Here is a 17,666-nt window from a genome sequence, read left to right on the forward strand (position 1 = left end):
TAAATAAGTTTTGATATAGTTTGTTAACTTTAAATTAAGGAGTAAATATGGCAGTAATAATTACAGATATCTGTATTAACTGTGCGGCATGTATTGATGAATGTCCCGTAGAAGCAATTGTAGATGAGGATGATAACCCAACAGGTGAAGAGATTTACTATGTATACGCAGATAAATGTGTTGAATGTGTGGGTTACCATGATGTTCCGGCATGTGCTGAAGCATGTCCAACCGAAGGCTGTATCCAATGGGATGATGTCGTAGAGGGGATGCCTGCTTCTGAGAACAGAGGTGAAAAGGGTACACCAGTTATCGAAGACTAAATTTCTCTCTGTATCGGGTTTTACCCGATACACCTTTCTCTAAAACTATTTTCTTCATTTTTAATAAAATTTTAATTTGATTTTCGGTATAATGCCGCCCAAATACTTCGTGTGCATGTTATAGCAAGAAGTAAATTATCCTTTAGGAATATTAAGATGGAACAAACATTATCGATCATCAAACCGGATGCAGTGGCAAAAAATGTTGTAGGACAGATACTTGCAAGATTTGAAGCAGCAGGACTTAGAATTGCAGCAACGAAAAAGATCAGACTTTCTCGTGTGGATGCAGAAGCATTTTATGCGATCCATGCTGAGAGACCTTTCTTTAAAGATCTTGTGGAGTTCATGGTATCAGGTCCAGTTGTCGTAACTGTGCTTGAAGGTGAGAATGCAATGGCTAAGAACAGAGAACTTATGGGTGCTACCAATCCCGCAGAAGCAGAAGCCGGAACTATCAGAGCTGATTTTGCAGAGAGTATTGATGCAAATGCTGTGCATGGTTCTGATTCTGTAGAAAATGCAAAAAATGAGATTGCTTTCTTCTTTGCACAGAGAGAGATCAACTAAGACGATTTTCTTTTGAAAATAGTTTTTGATAAAGTAGGTTCTACTTCTAAACCGATTGAACTTGAAGTTCAAGGAGTAAAACTGGAGGGAACACTGCAGAAAAATGGTTATCATCGTGTAGCTTTAGATGCCAGGTTGAGTGGATCTTTGAGATTAGATTGTGACAGATGTGGTCAAGCTTTTGACTATGATATGAACACACCTCTTAAATTGACACTGAGTGACAGAGTATCTGAAGATAAAGATGATTTGGATATAATTGAGTTTTTAAATGGCGTAATAGACATTACGTACATTCTTGAGAGCGAAATTAGCGCAATAGAAGTTGCTTTTCATTACTGTGACAGTTGTGACGGTAATGAAGAAGCACTTGAGATAGAATATTAATTGATAAAGGAATAAATTATGGCAGTACCTAAGAGACGAGTGAGTCACACAAGAGCAGCAAAAAGAAGAACACATTACAAGTTGACATTACCAATGCCGGTAAAAGATGCTGATGGAACATGGAGAATGCCTCACCACATGAATATGACTACCGGTGAGTACAAAACAACAAAAGCGTAATTGATGATCAAGATCGCAATTGATGCTATGGGTGGGGACTTTGGTCCTGAACCTATTATTGAAGGTGTAGTACAAGCACTCGAAGAAAGAAAATTCCTCCCTATTTTAGTAGGTGATAAGACAGAGATACTCTCTCTCCTCCCCCAATATTATATTGATAAAGTTGAGATCGTTGAAGCAAATGATGTAATCTCTATGAGTGATCAGGCAACAAATGCATTAAAACGTAAAGATTCCTCTATCTATAAAGCAGTTGAACTTGTGCGCAATAAGGAAGCAAATGCTGTAGTTTCAGCGGGACACAGCGGGGCAACCATGACGCTTGCAACTCTTCGTATAGGAAGACTTCCACATATTTCAAAACCCGGTTTAGCTACTTTGATGCCAAGTATTACAGATATAAAAACATTGGTATTGGATGTGGGTGCAGTCACAGACTGTACACCTCAAAATCTGTATGAATTCGGTGCAATGGGCGAAGCCTATGTACAAAAAATATTGGGTGTTAAGTCTCCACGTGTAGGGCTTTTATCTAATGGATCCGAAGAGAGTAAAGGGAATGCTTTAACAAAAGAGGCTTTTGGACTTTTAAAGGGGCTGAAAGGTTTTATAGGGAATGTTGAAGGGAAAGATATTTTCAACGGCAGTGTCAATGTTGTAGTATGTGACGGATTTACTGGGAATATTCTGCTTAAAACCAGTGAAGGAGTTGTTACAACTGTTTTTGATCTGATGAAACAGTATATCCGAAGATCACTTCCTGCAAAGATCGGTGCATTGATGATGAAGAAGAAAGTCTTTGCCAATATGAAAAAACAAGTAGACAAAGATGAGTATGGTGGTGCACCGTTACTCGGAATTGATGGCTGCGCTATAATTTCTCATGGTGCATCCAGTGCAAAAGCAATGAAAAATGCTATTTTTCAAGCAATTCTTTATACCCAATCAGATGTAAATAGTAAGATAGAAGAACTTCTTACAAATAATTAATAAGTCTAATCGTGTATCTACACTTTTAGACTGACTACATAAGCTTTCAAATCTCTCGTTAGAAAACAGATTCACCACAATTATTGTGTGTATGGGCTTCGTGTAAAATCATCATCGAACCTACGGGTGTAACTGCCCGGAGGAAATACCCTTGGGGTGCAAATTTTACATAAACCCCTTACACACGAGCATTGCACTGACTATAAGTTTTCTATTTCGAGATTTGGGAAGCTTAAATATCTCCTAAAACTTAGAAAATTATGGTAAAATAATAGACTTTATATTATTTGTTAAGGACAACTATGTCACATATATATGCTTCATTTAGATCAATAGGTGCTTATGTACCGGAAAAGATTTTGAGTAATGCCGATCTTGAAAAGATGGTCGATACTACGGATGAATGGATCGTAAAACGTACAGGTATCAAAGAGAGGCATATTGCAGCCCAAAATGAAGTAACAAGTGATATGGGAGCAAAAGCTGCCCAACTTGCCATTGACAGAGCTGATATAGGAAAAGAAGAGATAGATCTTGTTCTCTGTGCAACAGTGACACCGGATTACTTCAATATGCCTTCAACAGCATGTATTATCTCTGATAAATTGGGAATAAAGAATGTTCAAGCTTTTGATATTTCTGCCGCATGTAGTGGATTTGTCTATCTTCTTTCTGTTGCTAAAGCATTTATTGAGTCTGGTATGAAAAAGAATGTACTGATCATCGGTGCCGAGAAGTTTTCCTCTATTGTAGACTATACGGACAGGGGTACCTGTATTTTGTTCGGTGACGGTGCCGGTGCAGCGATCATTAGTGCTACAGAGAATAAAAAAGAGGCTTTGATCGATATTCATGCCAGTGCAGATGGTGCCTATGCAGACTTTTTAGTGACACCTGCTCCCGGTTCTGTGAACCCTGTTAGCCAGAAAGTTATTGACGAGGGACTAAACTTTGTTCAGATGAAAGGTAATGAGACCTTTAAATTGGCTGTCAAGACATTGACAAAAGATGTCAAGGAAATTCTTGCAAGGAATGAAATAGCCTCAGCAAATATCCCTCACTTTATTCCTCATCAGGCAAATTATCGTATTATTAAGGCTGTAGGGGATGCATTGAAAATGACGGAAAAACAAGTGGTGCTTACAGTAGGAAAATATGGAAATACTTCAGCAGCTTCCATTCCCATGGCGATCAATGATATTTGGGAATCTGGCAGATTGCAAAATGGTGATCTAATGTTACTTGATACGTTTGGTGGAGGACTCACATGGGCCTCTGCACTTCTTCCTTTTGCAGGGAAAGCTAAATAATTTGTGAAAATAGCTTTTATAGGCGATATAGTTGGTAAACCCGGTCGTTTGATGCTTAAAAAGCATTTGAAAAGACTACAGCAAGAGCATTTCATCGACTTTACCATTGCCAATTATGAAAATGCAAGTCATGGCTTTGGACTGACTGAAAAAAATTGTATGGAACTGTTGGGTTACGGTGTTGATATGATGACCGGAGGTAACCACAGTTTCGATAAGAAAGAAATATTGGATCTTTTTGATACCTATCCGCTTATCCGTCCCATGAACTACCCGCAAGCCACACCTGGAAAAGGTATTTACCAAACCATACTTTTAGACAAGCAAGTCGCTATCCTTAATCTTATGGGGCACTATACCATGCCTCTGGCAGATAATCCATTTACGATGATCGTCTCGGTTGTTGCTTCCCTCAAAGCTCAGGGTATTAAGCACATTATTATCGATATGCATGCAGAAGCAAGTTCTGAAAAACAGGCACTTTTACATATGCTTAAAGAGGATGTCTCTGCAATACTTGGAACACATACCCATGTGGCAACGGATGATCTTTATGTAACTGAAGAAGGGTGCTGTTATGTGACAGATGTAGGACTGACAGGTTGTCGTGACGGTGTTATCGGTATGGACAGCGAAGTCCCTGTAAAACGTTTTCTTACAGGATTAAGTGGACATTTTGATGTATCGGATGTGTGTAAAACGCTCTTGCAAATGGTGGTGTTTGAGCTTGATGATGAGGGACGTTGCCTGAGTGCTGAAAAAATTAAAATTTATGATGATAAGCCTAAGATTGTTTCTCAGGCATGGATGGATTAGGAATTTCTTTTAATTCTTACTTTTTTGGGGTCGAAGAGGGCTATGGCTTCTTTGATCATAGGTTCTTCAAGAAGTGAAGAGGGGTCTTTCTCTTTAGCTGCTTCTGTTTCTCCTGCTTCGGGTGCGATACAGGAGCTTTTCATCTCGACCTCTTCGATCATGGAGCTGCTGTCGGCATCGGTATGTGGGGCATCGACAGGCTCAGCCACCGATTTTATGGGGGTATGGGTAGTTACTTTATTTTCTGCGGTTGCTGAGTTTGTCGAAGTGTTAACTACTTTTTTTTTAGCGATATTGACTATTTTTGTCTCAAAACCAAAGAGCTCTTTGACAAACATATTAATGAGCCCCCAATGGGTGATGAGTTGTTTTTTCTCTTCCCCTTCGGCGGTGGACTCCCAAGTGAGTTTCTGTGCTTTAAAAGTAACAAAAGTAATATTCTCTTCAAAGAGTTTTCCAAGGTCATAATCTCTGTCGTAAATCTTTTTGATGAGAGCAGTAAAGGTTTTTTGATGAGGGTTGGCTTCGACAGGCTCAGCCACTTTATTCACTTCATCCACTGAACTTATCGAAGTGCTGGTTACTGTATCCTGATCATGGTCAGTCATACTATTCTTATTTTGTATATTGTTTGATTCTTGAACTTCTGATACTTGAGTCTGCCGAAGGTCATTTTCCTTCTTTTTTGGAAGCGTAGCAACAATCTCATCTTCAGTAATGGTGATCACCTCAGTTTCAGGTTGTTTTGTCACCATGATCTCGGAGACTTCAACACCTTTGAGTTCTTTCTCCAATCCACGTATCATTGCATCAATATCTTTGATCTCAAGGGCTTCCATCATTTTAAAGAGTGTGAGTGTCAAGACAAACTCTCCATCGCTTCCCAAAGCAAGCAGTCCTTTGGCATCTGCAATGACCCTGAAAAATCGTTCTATGATCATAGGGGTAAATTTACTGTTCTGTGTAAGCAGTAACTCTTTAAGATAAAGGGTAAGTTCATCAAGTATCATCTCTGCTTCATAGTCTGCTGCGAGTTTGATGAATGCCAGTATTTTGCTTTTATCTTTACGGTTAATGTCATCAAGTAATTGCTCAAGAAGAGTGGGTTCTATGATCCCCAACATCCCAGTTATAGTGCTTACATCTACGAAGTTTTTCGAGTAGACAATGGCTTGATCCATAAGTGTAAGGGAGTCTCTTAAACTTCCTGCTCCGGAACGTGCAATGATATCTAGAGCCTCTTTTTCATATCCGATTTGTTCAAGATTTAAAATATGTTCCAAGTGCTTAAGTACAAGATTCTGAGGGATCTTTTTAAAGCGAAAATGCTGTGTCCGTGAAAGGATGGTTGCAGGTAGTTTCAGAGGATCGGTCGTAGCTAAGATGAATTTGACGAAATCAGGAGGCTCCTCAAGGGTTTTAAGCAATGCATTAAAAGCTTGATTGGTCAGCATATGGACTTCATCGATAATAAAGATTTTATACCGTGCAGAGCTTGGTTTGTATTTGGTATGTTCTATAAGATCTTTAATGTCATCGATCCCGCGATTGGAAGCAGCGTCCATCTCAATGATGTCCATATGACGATTCTCTGCAGCCATGATACAATGGGTACAGGTGCCGCAAGGATGGGATGTTGTTCCCTTTTCACAAAGCAGAGCTTTGGCAAAGATGCGAGCTGTAGAAGTTTTCCCTGAGCCTCTTAGACCTGAGAAAAGATAGGCATGAGAGAGCCGGTTGCCATCAAGTGCAAGAGATAAAGTTTGAGAGACTGCCTCTTGACCGATAAGATCATCAAATGTAGCAGGTCTATATTTTCTTGCAAGGGCTAATGACACAATTTCTCCTCAATTTTTCAATAATACTATTGTAGTTAAATTTTACTTTTGACTGGTATAATTAAGCAAATATTACACTAAGGTTTTCGTATGAGAATGGATGATGAACGTGAAAGTAGAAATGTAGAAGATAGAAGAAACTCTTCAGGAGGTGGTGGACGTGGTTTGCCTTCCATGGGAACTATGATGATGATCTGGCCTCTTATTAGGCCACTGCTTCGAACAAAATTTGGTTGGGCAATCCTGGGATTAGGTGCGGTAGCATATTTTTCCGGATTTAATCCTCTATCTCTGGTAGGTGTTGGAGGAAGTCATTCCAGTCCGGTCAATAAAGCGCATGATGAAAAAGAGGCAGTATTTATCAAAAAAGTACTGGCAAGTACAGAAGATGTCTGGAGTCAGGTATTATTAAAATATGGTATACGATATAAAAAACCGATTATGGTACTTTACCGTGGCAGTACACGAAGCGGCTGTGGACATGCCAGTGCACAGATGGGTCCCTTTTACTGTCCTGTAGATCAGAAAGTCTATTTGGATCTGGGCTTCTTTGATGAACTTGCACGTCGTCATAATGCTCCTGGTGATTTTGCTCAAGCGTATGTACTTGCACATGAGATAGGACACCATATCCAAAATATGCAAGGAACGCTGGATAAAGTACAACGTGCAAAACAGAGCTGGGGCGGCAACAGTGTCAAATCTAATGCGCTTCAAGTAAGAGTAGAGCTTCAGGCAGACTGTTATGCAGGAGTATGGGCGAATCGCGCACATAAACAGTTCAATATTCTGGAACCGGGGGATGTGGAAGAAGCACTGAGAGCTGCAAGCTCCATCGGGGATGATAAACTTCAAAAAGAGACGACAGGGTATGTAAGACCAGATAGCTTTACACATGGAAGTTCCCAACAGCGTGTAGAGTGGTTCAGGCGAGGACTCAGTTCAGGTGATCTGAGTCAGTGTAATACGTTTCAGTAAGTATTTGGTATATTAAGATCTCTGTAAGGGGCAACTGCTATTACACCTTTACAGACACATCTAACCCCATCTTAGATATAATCCTTTTAATTAAATTAATCACCTAAAAGTATGCACCCCAAGGGCACTTCTTTCTTTGAGTCAGGGCGCATTCCCAACGAGAATGTTGGGAACGAGAGGTAATGTGAAGGACGAGAAACAATGAATTACAATCCAAGCCAGATTGAAACCAAGTGGCAAGAGAAATGGGAAGAGGAACAGGCTTTTGAACCTTCCGATTCTTTAACACAAAAGAAAAAATATATCTTAAGTATGTTTCCTTTTCCCAGTGGAAGATTGCATATGGGACATGTGCGTAACTATGCCATAGGAGATGCCTTCGCAAGATATTACAGAAAGCAGGATTTTAATGTACTGCATCCCATAGGTTGGGATGCTTTTGGTATGCCTGCTGAGAATGCGGCCATTAAACACGGACGTCATCCTAAAGAGTGGACCTACAGTAATATTGACTATATGAGAAAAGAGCTTAATGCTTTAGGGCTTTCATTTTCAAAAACACGGGAGTTTGCTACCTGTGATGAGCTTTATACCAAGTGGGAGCAGGAGTTCATTATCAAGATGTTTGAAGAGGGACTACTCTACCGTGAGTCAACAACGGTGAACTGGTGCGAGTCCTGTCATACAGTTCTTGCCAACGAACAGGTAGAAGAAGGATGTTGCTGGCGTTGTGACAATGAAGTACAACTCAAAGAGATGCCAGGGTACTATCTTGATATTATCAAGTATGCTGATGAGTTACTGGATGATCTGAGCCTGCTTGAGGGGAAATGGCCAAATCAGGTACTGACTATGCAGGAAAACTGGATAGGTAAATCACAAGGACTTGAGTTTGAATTTGAACTGAGTCCAGAGAGTAAAGCGAAACTTGGTGGGAACTTTGAGAAGTACACAGTATTTACTACCCGTCCAGATACTATTTATGGTGTGACTTATTCTGCACTTGCAGCAGAACATCCTATAACTAAATATTTGTTAGAAAACAATCTGTTAGATAGTGCTGTGGCAGAAAAAATAGTCACTATCACAAATATGACAGAGATAGAGCGTGCCAAAGAAGGAAAAGAGGGGTATGACTTAGGGCTTACAGTCATCCATCCTCTTACCGGCGAAGAAATACCGGTATGGACGGCAAATTTTGTACTTGGTTCTTACGGTGGAGGTGCAGTGATGGCTGTTCCTGCACATGATGAGAGAGACTTTGAATTTGCTACAAAATATCATTTACCTATTAAACGCGTCATAGAAGGCGGAGATGAACTACCCTATACAGGAACAGGTAAGCTTATTGACAGTAACCGTTTTTCCTGCGTAGACAGCGATGAAGCAAAAATAGCAATTATTAATGAGTTTGAAGAGAGAGGTGTAGGTAAAGGGACAACCAATTACAAGCTGAGAAACTGGGGGATCAGCCGTCAGCGTTACTGGGGTGCACCGATTCCATTCGTGCATTGTGACAGTTGTGGACTTGTGGCTGAAAAAGTGGAAAATCTGCCTATTGCTTTGCCTGAAGATGTGGAGATTACCGGTAAAGGAAATCCACTGGACAATCACCCGACATGGAAGCATTGCGTCTGTCCAAAGTGTGGAGCAGAGGCTACCCGTGAAACGGACACACTTGATACCTTTGTGCAGTCAAGCTGGTATCAGTTCCGTTATGCCACCAACCCCAAGAAGTGGGAAGAAGTAGGTATAGACAAAGAAGATGCCAATTACTGGTTGGGCGTGGATCAGTATATTGGGGGGATTGAGCATGCGATCCTTCATCTGCTTTATGCACGTTTCTTTACCAAAGTACTTCGTGATTTGGGATACCATGATATAGATGAGCCATTTGAAAATCTGCTTACGCAGGGTATGGTGCTTATGGATGGAGCAAAGATGTCAAAGTCTAAAGGAAACACAGTTGATCCTGATGCCCTGGTAGAGAAGTATGGTGCAGACACAGCGCGTCTCTTTACTCTTTTTGCTGCACCTCCTGCCAAAGAGCTTGAGTGGAATGACTCAGCGGTTGAAGGAGCATTCAGGTTCATTAAAAAGCTTTATGACAGAAAATCCAAAGTGACAGGCACAATGTTGCCAATGATTGAGCAAAGCAGTTTGGACAAAGTATCCAAACTTGCCCGTGTGAAAGTTTATGAAGCATTGCAAAAGTCAACGGATGTCTATGAGAAGACTTTTGCCTTCAATACACTTATTGCAGCATGTATGGAAGCACTTAATGCTTTAGACAAGCAAGATAATGCTGAAGTGTGGACAGAAGGAATGTATATTATGCTTAACCTCTTGGAGCCTATTATCCCTCATGTTGCAACTGAATTAAGTGAAGCATTGTTCAATAGAGAAAATCTTGGTGCTATATTGAAAGTAAAAGAAGAAGTGTTTGAGCAAGACAGCATTTTATATATGGTGATGATAGGCGGGAAAAAACGTACAGAGATTGAAGTAGATCCTTCGGCAGCAAATGATGAGATACTTGCAGCTGCGAAAGAAGCCGGTGCCAAATGGCTTGAGGGCATGACAGTAGTCAAGGAGATCGTTGTACCTGGTAAACTTGTCAACCTTGCGGTGAAACCGATATAAGTGCGTAGGGTGTGGCGAGTAGTGCGTAGAGAATTTAAAGATACTATTGATTAAAGGAAAAAGATTGAAGCGGATACAAAATATTTTAAAACAATTTCTACCCTCTACCCTCTACCCTCTACTCGCTATCATGACAATGGTCATGATTTCAGCCTGTGGCTACAAACCCTCTTCTCATATGATCAAACAACTGTTTACAGACAGTGTGTATGTAGAAGTCATAGTAGACAGGGCAGAACCGGAAAATGCGCCATTTGTAAAAGATGAAATGAATCGTCTGGTTTATACACGTTTTAAAGGACGAATCGTTCCAAAAGCTCAGGCGGAGAGTCAAATACGTATTGCCTACAGCGGCAGTACATTTACACCTCTTGCTTATGAAGACGGATATGTAACACGTTATCGTGCCAATATCAAAGTCCGTTTTGATATGATAACCAAAAAGGGTAGAATGACAAAAAATATCTCTACTATTTTTGAATCCGATATCCAAGCCAGTTCACTAGCCTCTTCTACACTCCGAACAGAAGCAATACGTAAAGGATTGGAGAAAGCGTTGGATGAATTTTTGGCATATGTAAGTGCGAAGTCAGTAAGCAGGTAACAGTGAGCAGTGAGCAGTTAAAAAAGTTTTTAAACTCTAAACCTCTTTATTATAAAGAGATAGACCATGAGCGTGTACATATTGCTTACGGGATGCTCAAACCCTATATCAGACGACCAAAAACCGTACATATTGTGGGTACCAACGGTAAAGGCTCTACCGGAAGGATGATCGCATACCTTGCCTATCGGCAAGGAGTCAGAAGTGAGGAGTCAGAAGGTAGAAATTATAGTGTTGGTCATTACTCTTCGCCGCATATTCTGAAATTTAATGAACGTATCTGGATAGATGGGCATGATGCATCTGATGAGGTACTTGAAGAGGCACATCAACGGCTTTTTGGCTTTTTGGGTAAAGAGATGAGTGATGCACTGAGCTATTTTGAATACACGACACTTTTGGCTTTTGTAGTATTTGAGAATTGTGGTCTTATGGTACTTGAAGCAGGGCTCGGGGGTGAGTTTGATGCAACGAATGTTTGTGATAAAGAGCTTACTGTCATTACCCCTATAGGTATAGACCATCAGGCATTTTTGGGTAATACGATTGAGCAGATCGCTGCAACGAAGATACGTAGTATTCAAACGCAGGCATTGTTGGCACCACAACCTTATGAAAAGGTGGTTGAGGTGGCAAAAGAGATTGCAAGGGATGTAGGGGCAGACCTATGTGTCTGCCCAAAGGTCAACACACGGGTTGACCCCTACGGATTGGAAAAAATAGCCGAAGCCAAAGGTTGGGGAGACTACCTTGTAGACAATGCTACAATAGCTTTAAAGTCACTTGATATCTTAAATATACAATATGATATCAATGATTTAAAATCTTTAGAACTCTTTGGACGTTTTTATGCACTGACTCCTAATATTCGTATTGATGTAGGACACAATCCTTTAGCGGCATTTGCTATAGAAAAAGCCTTAGATGAAAAAGTAGTACTTGTTTATAACTCTTTGGATGACAAGGATTATGAAGAGGTGCTGCGAATACTTAAACCAAAAGTAAAACGTGTGGAGATCATTAAAATCGATTCACAGCGTGCAACAACTTTAGAAGAGATAGAAAAAGCGTTGCAAACCGTAGGTTTGGAATATAGTTATTTTAAGAATGAGATAAAAGAAGATGAAAATTATTTGGTTTTTGGTTCCTTTTATGTGGTTGAAGCATTTTTAAAACAAAGAAATACGTAGGGTGTTGTCCCACGACAACACCATTAGTTGGAATATGATGAAAATTTAAAATTGTTATTTAAATATGTGGTGTTGTAATGGTACAACACCCTATAAAAAAGGATAGATAAAAGCACATGTACCAAAGCAATATATATGAATACCTAGAGACACTTGTCGAAGCCAAACTTCTCATTTGTAAAGATGACAAAGAAGCAACACAGATCGCAGATGTGGCAAATTTATTGGAGTACGATACCTTTGTTCTGCCTGATCTTCGTGTAAGTGTAGGGGAAGATCTTCGTGCATATGGTGAAGATATTCAGATGTTGTTTACGCAACTTTCATTGTATCATGCAAGTAAAAAGAAAAAACTGCTTGTTTCTCCTGTAAGAACAGTGCTTATTCCTTTTCCAAAGCCGGAACTTTTTGAGAAGATAAAAATTGAATTTGGTGATACGATTGATCTGAATAAACTAAAAGACAGGCTCTATCAGTGGGGATATCATTTTACCGATATTGCAGCACAAAGAGGAGAAGTCTCTTTTCGTGGGGATATCATTGATATTTATCCTATCCATGTGGAGAAACCTTATCGTATCTCTCTGTTTGATGAAGAGGTGGAAGCCATACACTATTACGAGGAAGGTAGTCAAAAACGCCTCTCTGATGAGTTGGAGTCATTAGAGATCACTCCGGCATTTCTGGCACTGGATAAAACAGAATATGAAGCGTTTAAAAACCGATGTGAACGAAGCAGTTATGACACATTCGTAAAAGATATAGACTCACTGGGGCTTTGGTACTTAGATGACTTGGGTGAAAGTGCACTTGAACAGTTTGAAGGTGTTTTGGCGAGCAATCTCGATGAGGAACTTAAGGAGATCTATGAGCTGGATGAGCCCTTGGTTCCAAGAAAATCTTTTTTACTTCCTGCTATTGGGGAAGGGACAAAATACCGTGATCTTGAAACCGTCGATCCTAATAAACTGTTGGAATCCCATAAAGATAAAAAGATCACCATTATTGCCAAGAATGAGAGTATCGTTCGTGGTTCACAATTGGCTTCCTTTGAAAATATAGAATTCATCTATCAGGATGGTATTGTTAATCTTTTAGGAGCTGACAGGCTCATACTCTCATTGAATAAACCGGTAAAACGCAAACGTGTTAAAAAAGCCACGATCATTTTGGACGAACTCAAACCTGGGGACTATGTGGTACATGAGAATCATGGTGTGGGTATCTTTAGGGGTATAGAAAAGAGAGAGATACTGGGGGCCTCTTCTGAGTTTGTAGTGATTCACTATCAGAATGAAGATGCACTGCTTATTCCTGTAAGTAATTTGGAAACCATAGACCGTTACGTAGCAGAGGGCGGGGCGTTGCCGGTGCTTGACCGTATGGGGAAAGCCAGTTTCAAAAAGCTCAAAGCCAAAGTCAAAGAGAAACTCTTTGCCATCGCTTCACAGATCATTAACCTCTCTGCCCAACGTCATCTTAAAAAAGGAATTAAATTAAAACGTAATATGGAAGAACATGCTATCTTTATGTCAGAAGCAGGGTTTGTCCATACAGAAGATCAGGAGCGTGCTATCAATGAAATGCTTGATGATATGGCAAGTGGAAAGATGATGGATAGACTGCTTTCAGCAGATGTGGGCTTTGGTAAAACAGAAGTTGCAATGAATGGAATGTTTGTGGCTATTAAAAATGGCTATCAGGCAATGATGATCGCTCCGACGACACTGCTTAGCTCCCAACACTACAAAAGTCTCAAAGAGCGTTTTTATGAACATGGTATCAGGGTGGCAAAGCTTGACAGGTTCTCTACAGCCAAAGAGAAGAATACCACACTAAAGGGACTTGCTGAGGGAACGATAGATGTAGTGGTGGGTACCCATGCACTGCTTAACGCCAAATTTAAAAACCTCGCCCTTGTGGTCATTGATGAAGAGCATAAATTCGGCGTCAAACAGAAAGAGGCACTTAAAGAGATGGCAATCGATGTGCATTTGCTTTCTATGTCAGCCACGCCCATCCCGCGTTCACTGAACCTTGCACTCTCAGAGGTGAAGAGCTTCTCGGAGATACTTACGCCCCCGACAGAGCGCCAAGGGGTGCGAACTTTTGTGAAGAATTATGATGATAAAGTGATCAAAGAGGCAATACTTCGTGAGATGCGTAGAGGTGGACAGATTTTTTACGTTTTTAACTCCATTGCCGGTATAGAGGAGAAGAAAAAAGTCCTACTTGAGATACTTCCTAAGCTACGCATTGCAGTGCTTCATTCCAAAATATCAGCCAAAGAGACGGAAGATGAGATGATGAAGTTTGAAGATGGAGAGTATGATGTGCTGCTCTCCACCTCCATTGTGGAGTCAGGTATTCATATGCCTCACGCCAACACGATGATTGTTGACGGGGCAGACCATTTTGGTATTGCTGACCTCCACCAGCTTAGAGGGCGTGTAGGACGTGGTGGGAAAGAGGGGTACTGTTACTTTATGGTTACAGACAAAGAGAGACTGACAGATAATGCCAAACGACGTCTGTTGGCACTGGAGTCTCACTCCGATCTGGGAAGCGGTGCAGTACTTGCATTTCATGATCTTGAGATACGTGGTGGCGGGAATATAATCGGTGAAGCACAGTCCGGACACATTAAACAGATAGGGTACAGCCTTTACCTTCGCATGCTTGAAGATGCCATTAAAGAACTCAGCGGGCAGGATAAAGAGGTAGCTCAGAACATAGATATGAAGCTCTCGGTTGATGCCTACCTGAATGAAGAGCTTATCGAAGAAGACAGACTGCGTCTGGAACTCTACCGCAGGCTTTCACTTTGTGAGAGTACAGGAGAAGTGTACGAAATAGAAGCAGAGATCGCAGACAGATTCGGTAAACTTGACACCATTACCAGACAGTTCATCGATGTCATCGTGATGAAGGTTCTGGCACGCAAACAGGGTATTTCCAAAGTCTCTTCTTATGGTGAAAATGTTTTTATTGAGTTCAGGGAAGAGGGTAAAGAGCGTGTTGTACTCAAATCCCGAAGTAAAGATGATGATGATATTATTGCTGCGGCAATGGGATATCTGAAAAAATGATACATCCTCAGTTACAGCAGCTTATCAATCTTGGGTTGTTGTTGCTTCTGGGGAAATATGCAGCGCATATCTATCTTCCATGGGAACATATTCTGCTGATCCTGTTTGCGACCATACTCATAGAACATTTGATGCTTTATGTGAAGGAAAAAGAGATTACTTTTTTTTCTTTCTCTTCCCTTTCTACCGCTATTGGTGTAATGCTGATGATGGTTACACCGCATGTGTGGCTCACAATATTGCTTATAGCCTTTGGCTTGTTTCAGAAACATTTTTTAACATGGAAAGGAGAACATTTTTTTAATCCTTCCAATTTTGCATTGATGACAGGATTACTGTTTTTCTATGATGATGCCCATATTGTTCTGGGGCAATTGGGTGACAGTGTGTGGCTTGGAATAGTTGTCTCATTATTGGCGGCATCTATACTCTATAGAATAGATCGCTGGGTTATTCCTGTCAGTTTTTCTGTAATCTATCTGCTGTTACAATATTTTTTTCTTGTAAAGAGTGATCCGGTATTGATCATGGATACAGTGTATTACCGGTTCTATTCGGTCTCATTTATTGTCTTTATTCTTTTTATGCTGACCGATCCAAAGACCACACCGAAAATGCATTGGCAGCAACTGCTGTTTACAGCGCTTATTGCTTTGGGTGCGACATTGCTTGATTACTACAACGGCTTTAGGGTACAGCATCTCTTTATGGCACTTTTTGCAAGTGCAGCTATGGTACCGCTTTGCGTGCACTGGCAAGATGTTGATCAGAGAAAAATATTAATACGTATGAGCAGTGCGATGCTACTTTTAGCTCTAAGTGCTATAATTTACATCGAAATGCAACCCCCTTACTATTTTGAAATGAATGGATAAATAGCAGGATGCAAGCAGCAAGGAGCAGGTAACAGGTGAACAGAGAGAGTAAGATCAGTATAGGTATATTGCTCATTGGATTATTGGTAATCGCAGGGTATTGGTTTATGCCGCAAGAGAGTTCTACAGTAAAGCATTTAAAGTCAAAAGTATCTGTTGAAGAACGGGTTATTTTACCGCAGTATGAAAAGAATATCTATCAAAATATACCAGAAGTACAGAGCTATTTGTCAGATATCAAAGCAATGATCAAAAAGGGACAGGCTGTTCTTCCTCTGCAAAACAGTGAACTGGATAGTCAAGCCCAAGAAGTACAAAAAATTCTGCTTCAAAATGCAGATTTTCTTAAAGATACCAGACAAGGAAACAAACTTCTGCATAACGATATGATGCGTATTCTACCTGCTATTGTTAGTACATTGAATAAAAAAGCACAAAAAGTGTGTCAGGATCACAGCTGCTATCAGGCAGAGAAGTACAACTTTGTCACCAACACGACTACTAGAGCAGTAGTCGATACCGATGCAGGTCAAGTGCTCTTGGTAGAGCGTTACCCGGGGATGCAGCCTGATATCTCGTTACGTCTGACACATATTGCCCAGACCATTGCCCTGCATGCACCTGAAGTTAAAAAGGAATTGGGTTTTACGCCTGCGAAAAAAGATATCACTATGGCAAATGTCAGGGGAACCATGAAAGAGTCCCCATGTGAAAACAGTGATCACCTCTGCGTGGCTCCTACCTTCTCCGACCATGAAAAAGAGCAGGCACTTTGGGCAGTGGTGGATCTGACAGAGTTAAAACTTGCAGCTGCCAAATGGGCTGGTTTGGGTAAGACAACGACGCCTGCGTGTATCAGTGAACGAAGTTTGCAAAACCGTTATATTATGAAAAACTTTTGTCAAAAGAACAGTGTGCTGGAAAAGAACGGCTGGAAGATCACCTACCGACTGACAGGTTCGGATGGATTGGAGATCCGTGATGTTTTTTTCAAAGGTATGCCTGTAGTCACCTCTGCCAAGATCGTGGATTGGCATGTAAGCTATCAGCAAAAAGGCGGAGAGAAGTTAGATACCAGTACAGAAACTTACATAGAAGGCAGAAGGGTAGAGTTTGTTCGGGGAGAAGACGGCAACTATCTCTTTGGTTACAACGATGCGATGGGATGTCCGCTTTTTTCTACCTCTGTTGTCTTAGCTTTTAACGGTCCTCAGGTAAGAGCGCTTAAAAATGGAGATGGTTTTATGCTTACACAGGATTTCCGTAACCCGAAATGGCCAATGGCATGTAACTATCGTTATGAGAACCGTTTTGAGTTCTATGATGACGGTTCTTTTAGAGTAGTAGGCGTAAATAAAGGTAGAGGGTGTGGTGACAATGCAATCTACCGACCGGTCATGCGTATTGATATGGCGCTGGGAAAGAAAGAGAATCTTTACAGCTATGACGGCAGTTGGAAACTTTGGGAGAAGGAAGGTAGCGAGTTTGTAGGTCGGGGTGCCCCCACCCCGACAATATCGACAGATAAATACCCATACAAAATAGTCTCTGCTACCAATGAAAACAAGGGCTACTATATCGAGCCAAACCACGGGCAGTTTGGTGATAACAGCAGAGGAGACCATGCGACACTCTTTGCCACTAAGTTCAAAGAGAATGAAGGCGATAAAGACCTGCTTACTTTGGGTTCATGTTGTGACCTGAAAGCAGATGGAGTAGAGCGTTACATAGAAAAACCGGAAAACATTGAGGGTGAACATGTGGTACTGTGGTATGTTCCCCGCATCCGTAATGATGCAAAAAAGGGAGAGGAGTACTGCTGGGCAGATACGGTCATTGGAGATGACGGCAATCTTCATGTCAAAGTGTGGCC

15 protein-coding genes are annotated in these 17,666 nt (G+C 40.9%); 14 read left to right on the forward strand and 1 reads right to left on the reverse strand.

Features of this window, described 5'->3' with window-relative positions; genetic code table 11:
- Positions 1-47: 47 nt before the first annotated feature.
- The 7 genes from MVE01_RS08810 (at position 48) to MVE01_RS08840 (ending at position 4,576) form a co-directional block, all read left to right on the forward strand.
- Positions 48-323: a 4Fe-4S dicluster domain-containing protein gene (locus MVE01_RS08810; RefSeq protein ID WP_472561816.1), complete on the forward strand. Its 276-nt coding sequence runs from the start codon at positions 48-50 to the stop codon at positions 321-323.
- Positions 324-479: 156 nt separating this feature from the next.
- Positions 480-893, forward strand: coding sequence for a nucleoside-diphosphate kinase (gene ndk / locus MVE01_RS08815; RefSeq protein WP_472561817.1), 414 nt, complete (start codon positions 480-482; stop codon positions 891-893).
- A gap of 12 nt (positions 894-905) precedes the next feature.
- Entirely contained in the window at positions 906-1,280 is a 375-nt protein-coding gene (locus tag MVE01_RS08820; RefSeq protein WP_472561818.1) for a YceD family protein, read from the forward strand.
- Positions 1,281-1,298: 18 nt separating this feature from the next.
- On the forward strand, positions 1,299-1,460 hold the full coding sequence (gene rpmF, locus MVE01_RS08825; RefSeq protein ID WP_012083812.1) for a 50S ribosomal protein L32: 162 nt from the start codon (positions 1,299-1,301) through the stop codon (positions 1,458-1,460).
- 3 nt (positions 1,461-1,463) lie between these two features.
- A complete protein-coding gene (plsX, locus tag MVE01_RS08830; protein ID WP_472561819.1) occupies positions 1,464-2,450 on the forward strand; it encodes a phosphate acyltransferase PlsX in 987 nt (328 codons plus the stop codon).
- Positions 2,451-2,752: 302 nt separating this feature from the next.
- Positions 2,753-3,760 (forward strand): beta-ketoacyl-ACP synthase III, encoded by a 1,008-nt coding sequence (locus MVE01_RS08835; protein WP_472561820.1) that lies wholly within the window; start codon positions 2,753-2,755, stop codon positions 3,758-3,760.
- A 3-nt stretch (positions 3,761-3,763) separates the two neighbouring features.
- Positions 3,764-4,576, forward strand: coding sequence for a TIGR00282 family metallophosphoesterase (locus MVE01_RS08840; protein WP_472561821.1), 813 nt, complete (start codon positions 3,764-3,766; stop codon positions 4,574-4,576).
- Here MVE01_RS08840 and MVE01_RS08845 read toward each other — a convergent pair.
- Positions 4,573-6,414 carry a DNA polymerase III subunit gamma/tau gene (locus MVE01_RS08845; RefSeq protein ID WP_472561822.1) on the reverse strand — a complete coding sequence of 614 codons (1,842 nt, stop codon included), beginning with the start codon at positions 6,412-6,414 and terminating at the stop codon, positions 4,573-4,575. The genes MVE01_RS08840 and MVE01_RS08845 overlap by 4 nt on opposite strands.
- A 90-nt stretch (positions 6,415-6,504) precedes the next feature.
- Between MVE01_RS08845 and ypfJ the strand changes: the two genes are divergently transcribed.
- The 7 genes from ypfJ to MVE01_RS08880 form a co-directional block, all read left to right on the forward strand.
- Positions 6,505-7,392 carry a KPN_02809 family neutral zinc metallopeptidase gene (gene ypfJ / locus MVE01_RS08850; RefSeq protein ID WP_472561823.1) on the forward strand — a complete coding sequence of 296 codons (888 nt, stop codon included), beginning with the start codon at positions 6,505-6,507 and terminating at the stop codon, positions 7,390-7,392.
- Positions 7,393-7,593: 201 nt separating this feature from the next.
- Positions 7,594-10,035: a leucine--tRNA ligase gene (gene leuS, locus MVE01_RS08855; protein WP_472561824.1), complete on the forward strand. Its 2,442-nt coding sequence runs from the start codon at positions 7,594-7,596 to the stop codon at positions 10,033-10,035.
- A gap of 64 nt (positions 10,036-10,099) precedes the next feature.
- The gene (gene lptE / locus MVE01_RS08860) at positions 10,100-10,639 is read left to right on the forward strand and encodes an LPS assembly lipoprotein LptE (RefSeq protein WP_472561825.1); all 540 of its coding nucleotides are present in this window, start codon (positions 10,100-10,102) and stop codon (positions 10,637-10,639) included.
- Between the two features lie 2 nt (positions 10,640-10,641).
- Positions 10,642-11,829, forward strand: coding sequence for a bifunctional folylpolyglutamate synthase/dihydrofolate synthase (locus tag MVE01_RS08865; RefSeq protein ID WP_472561826.1), 1,188 nt, complete (start codon positions 10,642-10,644; stop codon positions 11,827-11,829).
- A gap of 116 nt (positions 11,830-11,945) precedes the next feature.
- Positions 11,946-14,918, forward strand: coding sequence for a transcription-repair coupling factor (mfd, locus tag MVE01_RS08870; protein WP_472561827.1), 2,973 nt, complete (start codon positions 11,946-11,948; stop codon positions 14,916-14,918).
- On the forward strand, positions 14,915-15,793 hold the full coding sequence (locus MVE01_RS08875) for an RnfABCDGE type electron transport complex subunit D (RefSeq protein ID WP_472561828.1): 879 nt from the start codon (positions 14,915-14,917) through the stop codon (positions 15,791-15,793). The genes mfd and MVE01_RS08875 overlap by 4 nt, the downstream gene beginning before the upstream one ends.
- A gap of 35 nt (positions 15,794-15,828) precedes the next feature.
- A partial coding sequence (locus MVE01_RS08880) for a hypothetical protein (RefSeq protein ID WP_472561829.1) occupies positions 15,829-17,666 on the forward strand: 1,838 nt, incomplete at its 3' end.

Source organism: Sulfurovum sp., from assembly GCA_026990595.1.
Lineage (GTDB): Bacteria > Campylobacterota > Campylobacteria > Campylobacterales > Sulfurovaceae > Sulfurovum.

Coding starts and splice junctions, on each gene's coding strand:
- ndk (WP_472561817.1), top strand. CDS start 480: ATGGAACAAACATTATCGATCATCAAACCGGATGCAGTGGCAAAAAAT.
- mfd (WP_472561827.1), top strand. CDS start 11,946: ATGTACCAAAGCAATATATATGAATACCTAGAGACACTTGTCGAAGCC.
- ypfJ (WP_472561823.1), top strand. CDS start 6,505: ATGAGAATGGATGATGAACGTGAAAGTAGAAATGTAGAAGATAGAAGA.
- MVE01_RS08875 (WP_472561828.1), top strand. CDS start 14,915: ATGATACATCCTCAGTTACAGCAGCTTATCAATCTTGGGTTGTTGTTG.
- leuS (WP_472561824.1), top strand. CDS start 7,594: ATGAATTACAATCCAAGCCAGATTGAAACCAAGTGGCAAGAGAAATGG.
- MVE01_RS08835 (WP_472561820.1), top strand. CDS start 2,753: ATGTCACATATATATGCTTCATTTAGATCAATAGGTGCTTATGTACCG.
- rpmF (WP_012083812.1), top strand. CDS start 1,299: ATGGCAGTACCTAAGAGACGAGTGAGTCACACAAGAGCAGCAAAAAGA.
- MVE01_RS08810 (WP_472561816.1), top strand. CDS start 48: ATGGCAGTAATAATTACAGATATCTGTATTAACTGTGCGGCATGTATT.
- plsX (WP_472561819.1), top strand. CDS start 1,464: ATGATCAAGATCGCAATTGATGCTATGGGTGGGGACTTTGGTCCTGAA.